Consider the following 15,426-nt stretch of genomic DNA (forward strand, 5'->3'; position numbering starts at 1 on the left):
CCGTGCCGCCTGCAACGGCGCGGTTGTTTCCTCTTTTGCTTTTTAGATGCGGATAAGCGGCTGATGGGCGCAGCGGAAAGAGCCGCCGGCCATGCAGGGCACGCGATAGGGAATGCGAATGACCTCAAATTGACGGGCAGAAAGCGCTTCCGCCACCGGGTTGAGAGCCTCTTCCGAGGGCACCACGACGGTACGGTCGTCAAGCACGAGATTGTTGCAGCCCATGTGTCCCTTTGCGAGGCTCTTCGGAACGGAAAAGACATCCCAGTCCTTCATAAAAGCCGGCAGGCCTTCAGGCAGCGCCTCCATGCACGCGACTGCAACGCCTTCGCGCGGCGTCATCAGCACGCAGTCGAGATGCGGGAACATCGGATCGATCTTCACCGTCTGGACGCGGTATTCCGGACCGAGCATATGTTGCAGCCAGCGCGCGCCTTCCGGATTGCTGCAGCCGCCCGAATTGCCGACCAGGACATCCTTGCCCAGAACGAAGACGTCGCCGCCTTCCAGATATCCCCAGCCGGGACCTTCATTGTAATCGTCTGCTCCGCCATCAGGCTGGGAGAAGTAGCGCGCACCGCGGTCCATGGTTCCGGCGAGAATTTCGCGAATGGCAAAGCGCTGGCGTCGGTGGAAGAAACTGCGCGGCGCCAGTTCAACTACGTTGTTGCCAATGGTTACGAACGGATCGCGCATCCATGGTGTGGAAACGCCATGGTCCTGTCCGCGTGGATATTTGCGGTTTTCGGCGCTGATCTCGCCAGCGACATGAACCTTGACGCCATGACTTTCCAGCAGGCGGATCGCGCCTTTGATCTGGCTGCTGAATTCGGCAAACAGTTCCGGCCAAGCATCTTTAACGTCACGGCCCTGGTTGTTTGCCCAGAACTCACCAAATTCGCCCTGGGCACGAAGCTTTACATCGCTGAGGAAAACGGGAAGAACCCAGGTTTCGGGCGATCCGTAGACGCACTCGCGGAGTGCTGCCCATTCGGACTCCACATAGATCTGGTCCTGCGGTGAAGCCACCGTCGCCGACGCCGAAGCAACCATGCATTCCTCCACACATTGCAAGCTGCGTAAGCGTTCACTGAAATGAGGGTTTCCGAAAGTCCAAAGGACGCAATCGAACTTGCAGAAAGTGCAAGTTATGGGCAGGCGGCGGAGTTGAGGCGGCTATCGTTTGCGGAAGCAGTCGAGCATGGCCCGGATCGCCCGGCGTTTGGCTGCATCGCGACGGTAGGCGAAATGGAACTGCACATCGATAGGCGTGTGACGTGTCTTTATTTCGACAAGCTGGATATCGCCCGTGCTCTGTACAAGGTGAGAAGGAAGCAGTGCGCATCCCACACCGGCCAGAACGGAGGCAAGAATGGCTTCCAGAGTGCTGCCGCGAGCGACCACCTGAAAAGGATATTCACGCTCGAAAGCCTTGAAGATATCGGTGCGATATTCCCGCGCGATGTAGGGGATGCGCTGCTGCATCTGGCTCTGCGGCCGCTCATCCATATGGAAGGCCAGATCAAAATAGGGGGAATGACGCGCGATATAGAGCTGATGACTCTCAATGAATGCAGGCTCGTAAACCAACTGCTCCAGATCCTCGGGCTGGCCGGTAATGCCGACATCGAGCTTGCTGTCCCTCACATACATGTCGATGATGGAAACCGTATGCATGCTGACGCTCACCTGCATGTCCGGGAACATGCGGTGCATTCGGGCGAGCGCCGCCACTATGCCGGCGTTCGGATTGGTGATCACGCTGTCGATCGTGCCAAGCATCAAGGTGCCGCCCAGGGACTGGCGGGTATTTTCCACTGTCTCCTCGAAAGATTGCAGGGCCGACCGCAGGCCGACTGCGGCCTGATAAACGTCCTGGCCTTGCGGCGTGAGCGAAAAACCGGAGCGGCCGCGCCTGCACAATTCAAGGCCAAGCCGCGTTTCAAACGCGCTGAGGTCGCGGCTCACGCTGGAGAGGCTCACGCCAAGACGATACGCTGCCGAAGACAGGCCGCCATGCTCGACGACGGCGAGAAAGGTACGCAGGTGGCGTACATCGTAACTGGAAGTCAGGAAGCGGGCCATGCGAACTCTCACTTGCGCGAAACAGCAAGTGAACTAATCATCTTGAACCTTTCTTCGCAACATTGCAGCCCCTAGGCTCACCGCAGCAGGCATGCGGTGTTCCGGGGGAGATTGCCGCTGCTTCCCTCAGGAGGATGAAATCGACAATGGCCGGCTTTACGATAGACACTCGGCGCATGCTTGCGGATCTGGACGCGCTGCGCGGCATCGGCGCGGTGGAAACCGGCGTGGTGCGCCCGGCCTATTCCGAAACCGATCGTTTGGCGAGGGCCTGGCTGGTCGAGCGCATGGAAGCGGCGGGGCTGGCGGTTTGCGTCGATGCCATCGGCAATGTCTTCGGCCTGCCGCCCGGCGAGGATAAATGCATTCTGGTCGGCTCACATTCCGATACCCAGCCCGAAGGCGGCTGGCTGGATGGCGCTTACGGGGTGATTGTCGGGCTCGAAATCGCAAGGGCAAGCCTGGAGCAGGGCGGTCCTCCCGTGGCCTGCGTTTCGTTTCAGGATGAAGAAGGGCGTTTTTCCAGCCTTGCAGGAAGCCGTGTCTGGGCAGGGTTGATGTCACAGGACGAAGCCGATGAAAGCCGTGACGTGACCGGGCTGTGCCTCGGGCAGGCCCGGCTGGAGCGGAAGGGCCTCCCGGCTTCCCGCGAAGTCTCTCCCGACCGTTTTTCGGCATTCCTCGAAATCCACATCGAGCAGGGGCCGATACTGGATACAACCGGCGAGCGCATCGGTGTCGTGGAGAACATCGTCGGCATCCGAACCGAGAAGATGAGTTTCCTCGGCGAGCAGAACCATGCCGGCACGACGCCGATGCATCTGCGCCGGGATGCCTTTCGGGGTCTGAACCGCTTTGTTTCCGTGATCAACGAGAGACTGGCCGAGGTGGCCGCCCCGGCCACCGTCTGGACGGTCGGGCATGTGGACCTTCACCCCAACGCCAGTTCGATTGTTCCGGGCCGGGTGGATTTCACGATCCAGTGGCGCGATGCGGACACTGCCCGGCTCGACCGCATGACGGAGATCATCTATGCCGCCGCAGGCGAGGCTGCTTCAGATCTCGGTCTCGAATGGGAGCGTTTCGGCTGCGATCTGATCGCGCCGACCCGGTCGGATGCGGCATTGGTGGAAGCGTTGGCAGCGGCGGCTGCGCAACTTGCGCCGGGGAAATGGCGCCGGATGCCTTCCGGCGCCCTGCACGATTCAGCCTGTGTGTCGAATGTGATGCCTATGGCCATGCTGTTTGTGCCTTAAAGGGGCGGCATCAGCCACAATTTCTCCGAAGACACCGACAGAGACGATCTGGCGCTGGGTGGTGAGGTGCTGGCCATGGCCGTCGCCAGACTGGGTGAGCGGATCTGACCGGCAAAGAAGCCCTCGCGGCACACGCCTGCCTGATGCTGAGGTGCCGGATTGCATGGCGCGCCTCCCCCTTCGGTATGATGTCAGATCACGGTGCGCTGAAGTAGACAGAAAGACCGCAGCGCAAGCTGCGCTCTTTATTCCATTCCGAGGCGAGCCATGACCGTTCACACACTTCCTGCTTTTCCCATAGACCAGGTGCGCAGCTGCTTTCCGGCCATATCGAAGCTGGACAATCCGCCGGTCTATTTCGACAATCCCGCAGGCACGCTGGTTCCGCAGCAGGTGATCGATGCGGTCGCCGCGGCTATGGCCAGCGCCACCCACAATCTCGGCGGTTTCTTCGAGGGCTCGAAGCGGGCCGAAGCGATCTGGCAGGACGCGCATGAGGCGATGGCCGACATGCTGGGAGCGACCTCGCATCGCGAGATCGTCATCGCCCAGAGCATGACGGCCCTGACGCTTCATCTGTCGCGCTCTATCGGCCGGCTGTTCAGGCCGGGCGATGAAATCATCCTCACGCAGATGGATCATGAGGGCAACGTGTCGCCGTGGCTGCTGCTGGCCCGCGATCTTGGCCTGACGGTAAAATGGCTGCCGTTCAACCGCCAGAGCTGGCGTATCGAGCCGGCCGATCTGGAACAGCTTCTGAGCGAGCGTACACGGCTTCTGGCACTCAACTTCTCCAGCAACATGACCGGCTCGGTCAACGATGTGGCGGCTCTCACCGCCGTGGCCAAGAAGGCTGGCGCGCTGGTCTATGTCGATGCCGTGCAGCTTGTGCCGCACCGCCTGCCCGACGTGCATGCGCTGGGCTGCGATTTCCTCGTCTGCTCGTCCTACAAGTTCTTCGGGCCGCATCTTGGCGTGCTGTGGGGCCGGGAGGAGCTTCTGGCCAAGCTTGAGCCCTACAAGGTGCGCTGCGCCAGCGACGACCTGCCGGAGCGTTACGAGGCCGGCACGCCGCAGACGGAACTGCTTGCCGGCCTTGCCGCCACCGTTTCCTATGTCGAATGGCTTGGCGAGGCCACGGGCCATGCCGGGTCGCGCCGGGAAAAGCTGCTTGGCGCCTATCGCAGCTTTGCCGCCTATGAGGATGGTCTCACCCGCAGGCTCATCGAAGGGCTGGTGGCGCTGCCGGGCGTAACCGTGCAGGGCATCACCGATCCGGCAGCCCTGAAGCACCGCGTGCCCACCGTGTCCTTCACCCATGCAAGCCTGTCCACCCACACGATCGCTGAGGGACTGGCGGGGAAGGGCATCTGGGCATGGTCGGGGCACAATTATGCGCTTGAACCGTCGCGGCTCCTTGGGCTGGCCGAGAATGAAGGCGTCGTGCGGCTTGGGCTCGCCCATTACAACACGCTTGAAGAGGTGGAGCGCACGCTGGCCGCCATTGCCGAGCTTGTTGCGTAGAAGGCCGACGTGCTAGCCTGACCGGCAATCGCCTGATGGCGATCCGGGCAGGGAATTGGATCGGTTGGATTTGCACAGTGACAGCGGCACGGTAGCCGTATTCAGCGCCCGCCTCGCGCGGGCGCTCGACCGTTGCGACCGTGCCGACGCCCCGCATCTCCTGTTCAACGCCATCAGAAGCATCGTGCCGTTCGAGTTTGTGATGTCGGTCGCCTACAGGCGTGAGGGGCCGCCCGATCACATCGGAGATACGTTCGACGACCCGACCGCCAGGCGGGCGATGGATCTCTATCTCGACGGAACCTATATCCTCAACCCGGTCTACAATGCCTATCTGGCCGGGTTGAAGGCCGGCGTCTACCGTCTGCGCGATCTGGCCCCTGACAACTATTTCTCTTCCGACCACTACAGCCGTTTCAAGGTGCGCCAATATTCCGACGAGGAGCTTGGCTACCGCACCTGGGGCTGGCCTGCGGGCCGGGAGGAAGTGGTGATCGCCATCGAGCTTCCCGAGGCCGAACTGGGGGAGATCAGCCTCTACCGGCTCGCCAGCCGGGGCGGTTTCAGCGATCAGGATTGTGCAGTCCTCAGTGCCGTGGAGCCGCTTGTCGGTTCCGTCTTTCGCGCCATCTGGCAGCATCGCCCACGCCCGGCCCGGAATGAGCGTCGCATCTCGCCGCTCGATCATCTGCTTGTCGACTTCGGCAAGGGTACGCTCAGCCCGCGTGAGTGCGAGGTGGCCCACATGATCCTCAAGGGTCATTCGGGCGATTCCATCGCCCGCAACCTCGGCATTTCCATCACCACGGTGAAGACCCACCGCCAGAACCTCTATGCCAAGCTCGGCCTTGCCACGCAGCAGGAGCTGTTCTCGCTGTTCATCCGCTCGCTTCAGGAGAAGGATGTGCTGGCGGGAGAGCGAAGGTAGCTATCCAGCGGTTCCTCCTTTGGGTGGATAACAGGCAGGTATGAGGCTTTGATACCACCCGCTCAGCAAGTTCAGGAGACGGCTTATGAACGATCAGGCTATTGGGCATGAGTGGCTTCTCGGCGCGACGGGGCAGTTCGCGCCTACGGGGCCGTTGAGACGGCTCGGCGGAGAGCACGATCTCAATTTTCGTGGCCTCACCGCTGATGGCGACATTATCGTGAAGGCGATGCGCCCGCAGGCGGATGCGTCATTGGTCGAGCGCCAGTGCGCGGCCATCGCATTTGCCCGTACCGCCGATCCCGGTCTGCCCTTGCCGCAAATCTTGCCGTTCCCGGATGGCCGGCTCTGGCAGATGGTGGACGATGAGAGGGGACAGCCAAGGCTGGTCTGGGTGCAGCGCGCGCTGCCGGGCATCGCCATGGGCGAACTGGGGCCGCAAAGTCCTGTTCTGCTGTCGCAACTTGGTGAAATGACGGCGCGGCTGGACCGCGCGCTTGCGGGATTCGCGCTCGGGCCCGCGCAGGAAGCGGCGAAGTGGGATCTTATGAAAGCCGGATGGATCGCGTCCCATCCGGATGTGCTGGGCGACGGTCCGCGCCGGGCGCTGATGGAGGCCATTCTGGGCGATTACGAGCGCGTGTTTCCCCGGCTCGCGGCGCTGCCCGCACAGCCCCTGCACAACGATCTCAATGATTACAACATCCTCATCGAACCGGGTCTGACGGAGCCGGCGAAGATCAGCGGGCTGATCGATTTCGGCGACATGACCGTGGCACCTCGCGTCTGCGGCCTTGCCATTGCCGGTGCCTATGCCATCCTCGATCACGAAAAGCCGGAAGAGGCGCTTGCAGCCCTTGTCGCCGGTTATCATGGCGTTGTGCCGCTTGCCGCCGGCGAGATCGACCTGATCTGGCCGCTGCTGCGCATGCGGCTGGCCGTCAGCGTCGTCAACTCGGCGATCGAATCGGCCGGCAAGCCGGACGATCCTTATGTCACGATTTCACAGGCTCCGGCGTGGCGGTTGCTGGAAAATGCGGCGATTGACGGTTCCCTGATGGGAGCGCGATTGCGCGCCGCATGCGGCCTGCCGGTGACGGAAGGCAGCGAACGGGTCATGGCGTGGCTCGATGCACGACGCGGCAGCTTCGCGCCGGTCATGGGAACAGGCCTCGATGAGGCGGAGATTGCGAGCCTTTCCGTCGAGGATGCTATTCTGCCGGAAAACCCGTTCAGCCTCCGCCCCGATGAAGCGCGCTGCCTGACCGGCCATGCGGATGATCGCATCCGCCTTGGCCGCTATGCCGAACCGCGCCTGATCTACACCGACCATGCCTTTCGCAAGGGGCCATGGAAGGCGTCGAACCGCCGTAGCATCCATATGGCTGTCGACATTTTCGCTCCGGCCGGACAGGCCGTGCATGCGCCGGTGGCCGGCAAGGTGGCGATGGTGGAATATCGCGCCAACCCGCTCGATTATGGCGGGGTCGCCATCCTCGAACACCGCACGGACGAGGGCGACATCTTCTATGCGCTCTATGGCCATCTCGATCCTGTCATATGCGAAACCCTCAGGGTTGGTAACGAGATTGCGGCCGGGGCTGCCTTCGCCGCACTGGGCGCGCCGGAGGGCAATGGCGGCTGGGAGCCCCATCTGCACTTCCAGCTTGCGCTGACACTGGACGGCATGGGCCATGACTGGCCGGGCGTTGCCGATCCGGACGACTGGACGCTGTGGCAGGCGATCTGCCCGAACCCGGCCGCCCTGCTGAACCTGCCCGACGACCGTGTGGCCTGCACGGTGATCGACACGGATGCGCTTCTGGCCGAGCGCAACGCACGGTTCGGCAGCAATCTGAAACTGAGCTATCGCCAGCCGGTCACGCTGCTGCGTGGCTGGCGCCATCACCTTTTCGACCAGTGGGGCAGGCCCTATCTCGACGCCTACAACAATGTGCCGCATGTCGGCCACGCGCATCCGCGCATCCGGGCTGTGGCCTGCGACCAGCTTGCGCGCATGAACTCCAACACGCGCTATCTGCATCCCGCCCAGACGGCACTGGCGGAACGACTGACCGCACGTCTGCCGAAGGAACTGGAAATCTGCTTCTTCGTGAATTCCGGCTCGGAAGCCAATGAACTGGCGCTGCGGCTGGCCCGCGCCGCGAGCGGCGGCTACGACATCGTGACGCCGGATCATGGCTATCACGGTAACACCACCGGCGCGATCGACATTTCCGCGTACAAGTTCAACAAGCCCGGCATGCACGGCAGGCGGCCATGGGTGCATCTTGTCGATGTGGCGGATGATTATCGCGGCCGTTTCCGCCGCGATGATCCGGACCGGGCCGCACGCTATGCCGCGCAGGTGGACGAGGCGCTGGCCGAAATCGGGCGCAACGGCGGCAGGCTGGCCGGTTTCATTGCCGAAACCTTTCCCAGCGTCGGCGGCCAGATCATTCCCCCGGAAGGCTATCTGGCGGAAGTGTATCGACGCATCCGGGCAGCGGGCGGCATCTGCATCGCCGACGAGGTGCAGACGGGACTTGGCCGTCTGGGCGACTGTTATTTCGGTTTCGAGCAGCAGAAGGTGCGGCCCGATATCGTGGTTCTCGGCAAGCCGCTCGGCAACGGTCACCCGGTGGGCGCGGTCATAACCACGCGCGAAATCGCCGCCCGCTTCGCCGAAGGGCCGGAATATTTCTCCACCTTCGGCGGTTCCAACCTGTCCTGCCGCATCGCGTCCGAAGTGCTCGATATCGTCGAGGACGAGAGGTTGCAGGAGAATGCCCGGCTGATGGGAAATCGCCTGCTTTCCGGCATGCGCGAACTGGGCGGGCGGCACGAGATCGTCGGCGATGTGCGGGGCATCGGCCTGTTCACCGGCCTCGATCTGGTCATCGACCGGGAGAGCCGTGCGCCCGGCACGGACCTTGCCGATTACGTGATGAACCGCCTGCGGGACATGCGCATCCTTGTCGGCCGCGAAGGCCCGGCCGACAACATTCTCAAGATCCGGCCGCCGCTGACCATCGGTGCGGATGACATCGACATGCTGCTCGACAGGCTGAATCTGTGCCTGAGGGAGGCAGGGGCGGCGCTGCGCGCCACAAGGCCCTGAAAATCGGCAACGTCATGCGACTTTCGTCGCATGACGTTGCGTGTTCCGGTGAGTAACGCGAAGACCCTTGCGTGCCTGCTGTTGACCGTTACTGCCATGCAAGTCATAGGTTTCTGCCTCAGGCCGCGCTCAGGATCCGGGGGAGACAACGCGCGTGCGCATCAGGGAGGACTGCATGGAAGGGCTTCTCGCTCTGTCCCGGGCTATCGACCGCGTCAACGAATTCATCGGCAAATGGGTCTCCTGGCTGATCCTCGCCTCCATTCTCGTCAGTTCCGTCAATGCTGTGGTGCGCAAGACGTTCAACATGTCTTCGAACGCCTGGCTTGAGCTGCAATGGTATCTGTTCGGCGCGGCTTTCCTGCTCGCCGCCGCCTACACGCTCAAGCAGAACGAGCACATCCGCATCGACATCGTCTACGGTCTGTGGTCGCGCCGCGTGCAACACTGGATCGACCTGATCGGCCATCTGTTCTTCCTGATGCCGTTCTGCCTGCTGATGGTCTATTATCTTATTCCCTACACGCTGCGGTCGGTGCGCAGCGGCGAGATGTCGACCAACGCCAGCGGGCTCATCATCTGGCCTGCCAAGGCGCTGCTTCTGGCAGGTTTCGTCCTGCTGACGTTCCAGGGGATATCGGAGATCATCAAGAAGATCGCCGTCATGCGCGGCCGGATGGACGATCCCAACCCCTTCATATCCGCACATGAACAGGCCGAGCTCGACGCCAAGGCACTGGCTGACGAGGTTCGCTCATGATCGAATTCATTGCCCAGAACATGGCGCCGATCATGTTCCTGTCGCTGATCGTGTTTTTGCTGTTCGGCTATCCCGTTGCCTTTGCTCTCGCCGCGAACGGACTGCTGTTCTTCTTCATCGGCGTCGAGCTGGCGCCACTGTCGGGAGGGTCGATCAACCTGTCCTGGCCATTGCTCACGGCCCTGCCGGACCGCTTTTATGGCGGCGTCATGGCCAACGAGACGCTTCTGGCCATACCTTTCTTCACCTTCATGGGCATCGTGCTGGAACGTTCTGGCATGGCGGAGGACCTGCTCGACACGATCGGGCAGCTCTTCGGACCGATCCGGGGCGGTCTGGCCTACGCCGTCATTCTGGTCGGTGCGCTGCTGGCGGCGACCACCGGCGTGGTGGCCGCATCCGTCATTGCCATGGGCCTGATTTCGCTGCCGATCATGCTGCGCTATGGCTATGACCGCCGGCTTGCCTCCGGCGTGATCGCGGCGTCCGGCACGCTGGCCCAGATTATCCCGCCTTCGCTGGTGCTGATCGTGCTGGCCGACCAGCTCGGCCGCTCCGTCGGCGACATGTACAAGGGCGCGCTCATTCCCGGTCTGGTGCTGACGGGCCTCTACATGCTCTACGTGCTGGTGATGTCGTTCGTGCGGCCGAATTCCATGCCGGCACTGCCGCCCGAAGCGCGCACCCTCGGCCATGGCGCGACCTCGCTGTTTGCCGCCCTGCTGTTTGCCGGCGCGATCGGCTGGGCCGCCTATCACTATCTGGAACCCACGCATGGCGCCAATGCCGACATACTTGGCGGCTCGGTCGGCGTCGTCGTGATCTATCTCGTGGCCATCGCCGACAAGGGGCTCAACATCAACCTGATGTCGCGGCTGGCGCAGCAGGTGGTGATCGTGCTGATCCCGCCGCTGGCTCTCATCTTCCTGGTGCTCGGCACCATCTTCCTCGGCATAGCGACGCCGACCGAAGGCGGAGCGATGGGCGCGGTTGGCGCTCTGGTCATGGCGGCGGTCAAGGGCAGGCTCTCGCTCGATCTGGTCAGGCAGGCGCTTGCCTCCACCACGCGGCTGTCGTCCTTCGTGCTGTTCATCCTCATCGGCGCCCGCGTGTTCTCGCTCACCTTCTATGGCGTGAACGGGCATGTGTGGGTCGAGCATCTGCTCACCTCGCTGCCGGGCGGCGAGCTCGGCTTCCTCATCGTGGTCAGCATCCTCGTATTCTTTCTGGCTTTCTTCCTCGATTTCTTCGAGCTCGCCTTCATCATCGTGCCTCTGCTGGCCCCCGCTGCAGAAAGCCTGGGCATCGACCTGATCTGGTTCGGCGTGATCCTCGGCGTCAACATGCAGACCAGCTTCATGCACCCGCCTTTCGGCTTTGCGCTGTTCTTCCTGCGCTCCGTCGCGCCGCGCTCGTCCTATATCGACAAGATCACGCGCCAGAAGATAGCGCCGGTAACATCGGGGCAGATCTATTGGGGCGCGGTGCCGTTCGTCGGCATCCAGATCTTCATGGTCGCGCTCACCATCGCTGTTCCCGCAATGGTCATGCACTACAAGGGCAAGGTGGTCGATCCCAGCACCATCGAGATCCGGATGCCGGACCTGCCGACGCTCGGCGGCGACGGGTTTGAGCTGTCTCCACCTGGCGCACCTTCAGCACCTGCGGCTCCCGACCTTTCCCAGCCACCAAGCTTCAATTAGGCGAGGTCACGCGCCGCGGTTTCCGGACCGGGTTGAACTTGTCGGGCCGTGAATCCTGTCCTGCGGATGATGATCCGGGCCCGGGGGCCGCCAACTGCTGACGGGCACCGGGTTCAGATTCCACTGTGTTCGCAAAGGCATTCACTTCCATCTCTTCGCGGCTCCTGGCAGGCGCGGTTTCATGCTGCTGCGCCTGTCAGGATTTTTCAATGAGGCGGTGGGTTCGGATCTACGGCAAGACAAGCGCTTCCGTTGAACTGAAGGCTTCGCAACTGGATGCCGATGTTTGGCCGCCTCGCTTTTCCCATCATGTCAGGAAAAGCAGGTACTCAAAAAGTGTGCGTCGATGATCGGCAAACGACCGGGTTCTGCTGCGATGAGCGAGGTGTGATTTTAGAAATATAGATTATTATCAATATGATATGAGAAGATTTTTCGATCGATGACACTTATGAAATGTCAATTCCGTTGTCTGCTCTCCGATTTGGAGCTAATCCTTCCTTACATTTGTCAGGAAAGGGGAGGCAGGTGACCGCGGAATTTGACGACGATCGCTTGCCAATCCTGACGTAGCTCGGGGAAAGAAGATCAATCCATGCCAGAGATCGTGCTGGTCCGACACGCTCAGGCTTCGTTCGGCAAATCCGACTATGACGTCCTGTCAGAGCTTGGTCATCAGCAGGCGTTTGCGCTCGGGCAAAGTCTTGCTGAACGCGCAGTTGTACGGCCAGACAAGATCTATATTGGTGCTCAGCGTCGCCATCGCGAAACACTGGAAGGCCTTGCGGCCGGATTTGGCCTCGATCCCTCCAGCGCCATTGTTCACGAAGGGCTGAACGAGTTCAACGCGGGCGAGCTTATTGCCGCGCGCTACGGTTCTGAAGATTTGCCGGCAGATGTGCGGGGTGACCGCCGCCTTTATTTCCGTGCGCTTCGGGATGTCGTGCTTGCCTGGCAGAGGGACGAGATAGACAATCCGCCGGAAAGCTGGCGCGACTTTTCCTTACGGGTGCTGCGTGCTCGCGATGCAATGATCGCGGAAAAGGGGCGTGTGCTGGCCGTCAGCAGTGGCGGTGCAATCAGCCGGATAATCGTCAGCGTCCTCGATGCGCCCGCACCGCAGATGATCTCCCTGCAACTACAGATGCGCAATTGTGCGGTCTCGACGCTGGTCGGGTCCGCAAACGGCATGTTTCTGCACGCCTTCAACGAAGTTCCCTATCTGCGAAGCCAGGCAGATGAAAGGCTGATGACCTATGCATGAAATGACGCAACCCGATGTGGTCTCAGGCGACGACGATGTGCTGCTGACAGAGCCGGCCTATCCTTTTCAGCGCCATATGGGTTTTGTGATGAAGGCCTGGTCTGCCGACCGGGCGGTGTTCGAACTGCCTTTGAAGGACTATCTGAACAATCGCTATGGCATTCCTCACGGCGGCGTCTATGCGGTGCTCCTTGATACGGTGATGGGCTACAGCGGCAGCTACACAGGCGATCCTGCGGTTCGGCGCAAGGCCATGACCCTGTCGCTGACGACGCATTTCGTTTCCCGTCCCTCGGGCGATGTTCTGATCGCGGAAGGGCGGCGGACAGGGGGCGGGAAGTCGACCTTTTTCGCTGAAGGCCGGATCACGGATGCCACCGGAACACTGATCGCCAGCGGAACGGGGGTCTTTCGTTACACTGGCGTTGGCGACTAGCAGGCAAGCGGCTGGACGCCACAGCGGTTGACGGAGCCGCCTCCGGAGACTGAAGCGAAAGAAAACGTTTGTCCTCAAGGCGAGGCGTTCACCCGGTTGGGAAAATCCTGACTTTGTCAGTTTCCTGTTTGCGCACGGGGTTCAGCCGGGGCAGGATGGCCGTCGGGTTGAGGCGCTGCAAAACGCGCGGTAATGATGTCGGATTCCGTATGCCGTGGAGTTGCAGATGACCCGAGATGCGCCGCCTGACGATCCGGAAGGTGGGAAGGGCAATGTTCTGGCAGAGGCGTCTGTCGATGTCGTGCGCAATGAAGATCTGGTGCGCCGTCGCCGCGAGCAGATTTGCGAGGCAGCCCTTGATCTGTTCCTTGAGAAGGGTTTCGCATCCACCACCATTCGTGACATTTGCGGACGCTCGGGCGTCAATCATGCCAGCATCTACGATTATGTTGCGAACAAAAATGATGCCTTGCGCAGGCTTCTGAACCAGCTCTGGTTCAGAACCGACGTTCCGATGCTGCCCGACCTGCTGAGGGAAGAAGGCCGCAGTCTCGAAGATGTACTTGCCGAATATTTTCGCGAGACATGGGACAAGAAGCGCAAGGGAACGCTGCTGATCTATCGTTCGGTGCCGGATATGCGCAAGGAGGATCGCGCGGCCATGCGTGATCGCGAGGAAAAGCTGCTGGAGGAAAGCGGGGCGCTGCTGGCGGCACGGGCTGGCCTGGCGTCTGATGACATAAGGGCGCAGGTCGCGGCAAATCTGACGGTCTTTCTTTCCGCTTTCGCGCCGATGCGGGACTGGCTCTATCCGAGGGGAGCCGGCTCCGAGCTTCTCGTGCAACTCGTTTCACGCGGAGCCGCGGCAATGATCGTGCGCATTCTCGAAAGTCCGGTCGAGCCGGATTTGGCGGGCAGGTAACGCCCGGCTAACCCAAAGGGAGAAGGAGCGCGGCCCGCATCCGGTCAGAAAGCGACAGTCAGCTTCCCCTGCCTATAACGTTTTGCAATCCCGCGCCTGCCTGACTGGTGCGATTCCCGGGCTCGCCATCGCGTTATAGGCGGGGCTGGCATGCGGGCCATGCCCTGCACTCACACATTCCCGGCATTCTGAACGATGAGCGTTCGGCGGAAGCCGTTGAGACCCATGAGGATTGGCCTGCCATGGATCGCTCGCGTGCGGTCAACATGCGGCAATCGTGGTGCAGGTCTCACTTCCATTCCTCTTCCGGACCCTCCGTGATCATCGATGGATCGGCATGAGACCGAAAATTCTTCAGCGCTTTCAGCTGTCCCTGCGGAACTCGCCGATCGCATCGCAGCGTTGTCGTCAACCGTTGACGAAGCAGGCGAAAGGCCAAAATGACGCTTGTCAGCTGCCTTCGTACCGGTGTAGCCTGACAAGTGTCAGGATTTGGTTATTCCTTTGGGGAAGCGTTTCGCCGACGGCCCGGATGCGGTTCATTACGCTGTGGCCGCCCGCGCTTCAGTTCCACCTTCGAGGCTTCGAATTCATGACAGACCGCCGTTGCCCGGAAGCGCAGCAGCGGCATTTTTTTGAGGGACCATGAGCATGACCGGATTATTCGATCTCACAGGGCGGGTGGCGCTGTTGACGGGCGCATCGCGGGGTATGGGCAAGCAGATGGCGCTCGGCCTTGCCAGACAGGGCGCAACGGTCGTGATTTCTTCCCGAAAGCAGGACCAGCTCGATCTCGCTGCCGATGAAATCAACGACCATTGCAGAGCCAGACGGGTCTATGGAGTGGCGGCGAACGCGGGCCGTGATGACGACCTGAAGGCATTGGTTGCCAGAACGCATGATGTCGCCGGAAAAGTCGATATTCTCATCGGCAATGCGGGTGTGAACCCGCATTACGGGCCGATCTCGGAGATACCCGACGAAGCCTATGAGAAGATCATGAAGACCAACGTGCAGGTCAATCTATGGCTGACGCGGCTGGTCGTTCCGGACATGGCTGAGAAGAAGCGCGGGTCGCTGATCTTTACCGCGAGCGTGGGGGCTTTGAAGCCTTCGTCGATGCTCGGTGTCTATGGCATGTCGAAGCTGACGCTGATCGGCCTCGTCCGCAACCTTGCGCTGGAATATGGGCCGCAGGGCATTCGGGCCAATGCGATCTGCCCCGGTGTGGTGAAAACTGATTTCGCCCGTGCGCTGTGGGATTCGCCGGAAGCCGAGGAGCGGGCGCGCACCCAGGTTCCGCTTCGCCGCTTTGGCGAGCCGGAGGATTTCGCGGGCGTCGCGGTCTTCCTTGCGTCGGATGAAAGCAGCTTCATGACGGGGCAGGCGCTGACGCTGTGCGGCGGCACCAATATGTGGGCCTGATT

General features: G+C 61.6%; 12 protein-coding genes. 10 read left to right on the plus strand and 2 right to left on the minus strand.

Going from position 1 to position 15,426, the window contains the following annotated elements; genetic code table 11:
* Nucleotides 1-42: 42 nt before the first annotated feature.
* The gene (locus MIC97_RS14870) at nt 43-1,053 is read right to left on the minus strand and encodes a hypothetical protein (protein WP_239800645.1); all 1,011 of its coding nucleotides are present in this window, start codon (nt 1,051-1,053) and stop codon (nt 43-45) included.
* Nucleotides 1,054-1,176: 123 nt separating this feature from the next.
* The gene (locus MIC97_RS14875) at nt 1,177-2,085 is read right to left on the minus strand and encodes a LysR family transcriptional regulator (RefSeq protein ID WP_239800646.1); all 909 of its coding nucleotides are present in this window, start codon (nt 2,083-2,085) and stop codon (nt 1,177-1,179) included.
* Nucleotides 2,086-2,231: 146 nt separating this feature from the next.
* Here MIC97_RS14875 and MIC97_RS14880 point away from each other — a divergent pair, with 146 nt between their 5' ends.
* The 10 genes from MIC97_RS14880 (at nt 2,232) to MIC97_RS14925 (ending at nt 15,424) form a co-directional block, all read left to right on the plus strand.
* The gene (locus MIC97_RS14880; RefSeq protein WP_239800647.1) at nt 2,232-3,341 is read left to right on the plus strand and encodes a hydantoinase/carbamoylase family amidase; all 1,110 of its coding nucleotides are present in this window, start codon (nt 2,232-2,234) and stop codon (nt 3,339-3,341) included.
* Between the two features lie 267 nt (nt 3,342-3,608).
* Nucleotides 3,609-4,865: a cysteine desulfurase-like protein gene (locus tag MIC97_RS14885; protein ID WP_239800648.1), complete on the plus strand. Its 1,257-nt coding sequence runs from the start codon at nt 3,609-3,611 to the stop codon at nt 4,863-4,865.
* 64 nt (nt 4,866-4,929) lie between these two features.
* Nucleotides 4,930-5,793: a helix-turn-helix transcriptional regulator gene (locus MIC97_RS14890; protein WP_239800649.1), complete on the plus strand. Its 864-nt coding sequence runs from the start codon at nt 4,930-4,932 to the stop codon at nt 5,791-5,793.
* Nucleotides 5,794-5,878: 85 nt separating this feature from the next.
* On the plus strand, nt 5,879-8,914 hold the full coding sequence (locus MIC97_RS14895; protein WP_239800650.1) for an aminotransferase class III-fold pyridoxal phosphate-dependent enzyme: 3,036 nt from the start codon (nt 5,879-5,881) through the stop codon (nt 8,912-8,914).
* A gap of 175 nt (nt 8,915-9,089) precedes the next feature.
* The gene (locus tag MIC97_RS14900; protein WP_239800651.1) at nt 9,090-9,674 is read left to right on the plus strand and encodes a TRAP transporter small permease subunit; all 585 of its coding nucleotides are present in this window, start codon (nt 9,090-9,092) and stop codon (nt 9,672-9,674) included.
* Nucleotides 9,671-11,377, plus strand: coding sequence for a TRAP transporter large permease subunit (locus MIC97_RS14905; RefSeq protein WP_239800652.1), 1,707 nt, complete (start codon nt 9,671-9,673; stop codon nt 11,375-11,377). The genes MIC97_RS14900 and MIC97_RS14905 overlap by 4 nt, the downstream gene beginning before the upstream one ends.
* 595 nt (nt 11,378-11,972) lie before the next feature.
* Entirely contained in the window at nt 11,973-12,641 is a 669-nt protein-coding gene (locus tag MIC97_RS14910) for a histidine phosphatase family protein (protein WP_239800653.1), read from the plus strand.
* A 1-nt stretch (nt 12,642) separates the two neighbouring features.
* Nucleotides 12,643-13,077 (plus strand): PaaI family thioesterase, encoded by a 435-nt coding sequence (locus MIC97_RS14915; protein WP_239800654.1) that lies wholly within the window; start codon nt 12,643-12,645, stop codon nt 13,075-13,077.
* A 226-nt stretch (nt 13,078-13,303) separates the two neighbouring features.
* A complete protein-coding gene (locus MIC97_RS14920; protein WP_239800655.1) occupies nt 13,304-13,999 on the plus strand; it encodes a TetR/AcrR family transcriptional regulator in 696 nt (231 codons plus the stop codon).
* A 651-nt stretch (nt 14,000-14,650) separates the two neighbouring features.
* Entirely contained in the window at nt 14,651-15,424 is a 774-nt protein-coding gene (locus MIC97_RS14925; protein WP_239800656.1) for an SDR family oxidoreductase, read from the plus strand.
* Nucleotides 15,425-15,426: the final 2 nt, after the last annotated feature.

The organism is Aquamicrobium sp. NLF2-7, from assembly GCF_022359935.1.
GTDB lineage: Bacteria > Pseudomonadota > Alphaproteobacteria > Rhizobiales > Rhizobiaceae > Mesorhizobium > Mesorhizobium lusatiense.

Bases quoted from the DNA above. Each gene is read 5' to 3' on its own strand.
- MIC97_RS14885 (WP_239800648.1), top strand. From the start codon at position 3,609: ATGACCGTTCACACACTTCCTGCTTTTCCCATAGACCAGGTGCGCAGC.
- MIC97_RS14910 (WP_239800653.1), top strand. From the start codon at position 11,973: ATGCCAGAGATCGTGCTGGTCCGACACGCTCAGGCTTCGTTCGGCAAA.
- MIC97_RS14900 (WP_239800651.1), top strand. From the start codon at position 9,090: ATGGAAGGGCTTCTCGCTCTGTCCCGGGCTATCGACCGCGTCAACGAA.
- MIC97_RS14875 (WP_239800646.1), bottom strand. From the start codon at position 2,085: ATGGCCCGCTTCCTGACTTCCAGTTACGATGTACGCCACCTGCGTACC.
- MIC97_RS14905 (WP_239800652.1), top strand. From the start codon at position 9,671: ATGATCGAATTCATTGCCCAGAACATGGCGCCGATCATGTTCCTGTCG.
- MIC97_RS14880 (WP_239800647.1), top strand. From the start codon at position 2,232: ATGGCCGGCTTTACGATAGACACTCGGCGCATGCTTGCGGATCTGGAC.
- MIC97_RS14870 (WP_239800645.1), bottom strand. From the start codon at position 1,053: ATGGTTGCTTCGGCGTCGGCGACGGTGGCTTCACCGCAGGACCAGATC.
- MIC97_RS14920 (WP_239800655.1), top strand. From the start codon at position 13,304: ATGACCCGAGATGCGCCGCCTGACGATCCGGAAGGTGGGAAGGGCAAT.
- MIC97_RS14895 (WP_239800650.1), top strand. From the start codon at position 5,879: ATGAACGATCAGGCTATTGGGCATGAGTGGCTTCTCGGCGCGACGGGG.
- MIC97_RS14915 (WP_239800654.1), top strand. From the start codon at position 12,643: ATGACGCAACCCGATGTGGTCTCAGGCGACGACGATGTGCTGCTGACA.
- MIC97_RS14925 (WP_239800656.1), top strand. From the start codon at position 14,651: ATGACCGGATTATTCGATCTCACAGGGCGGGTGGCGCTGTTGACGGGC.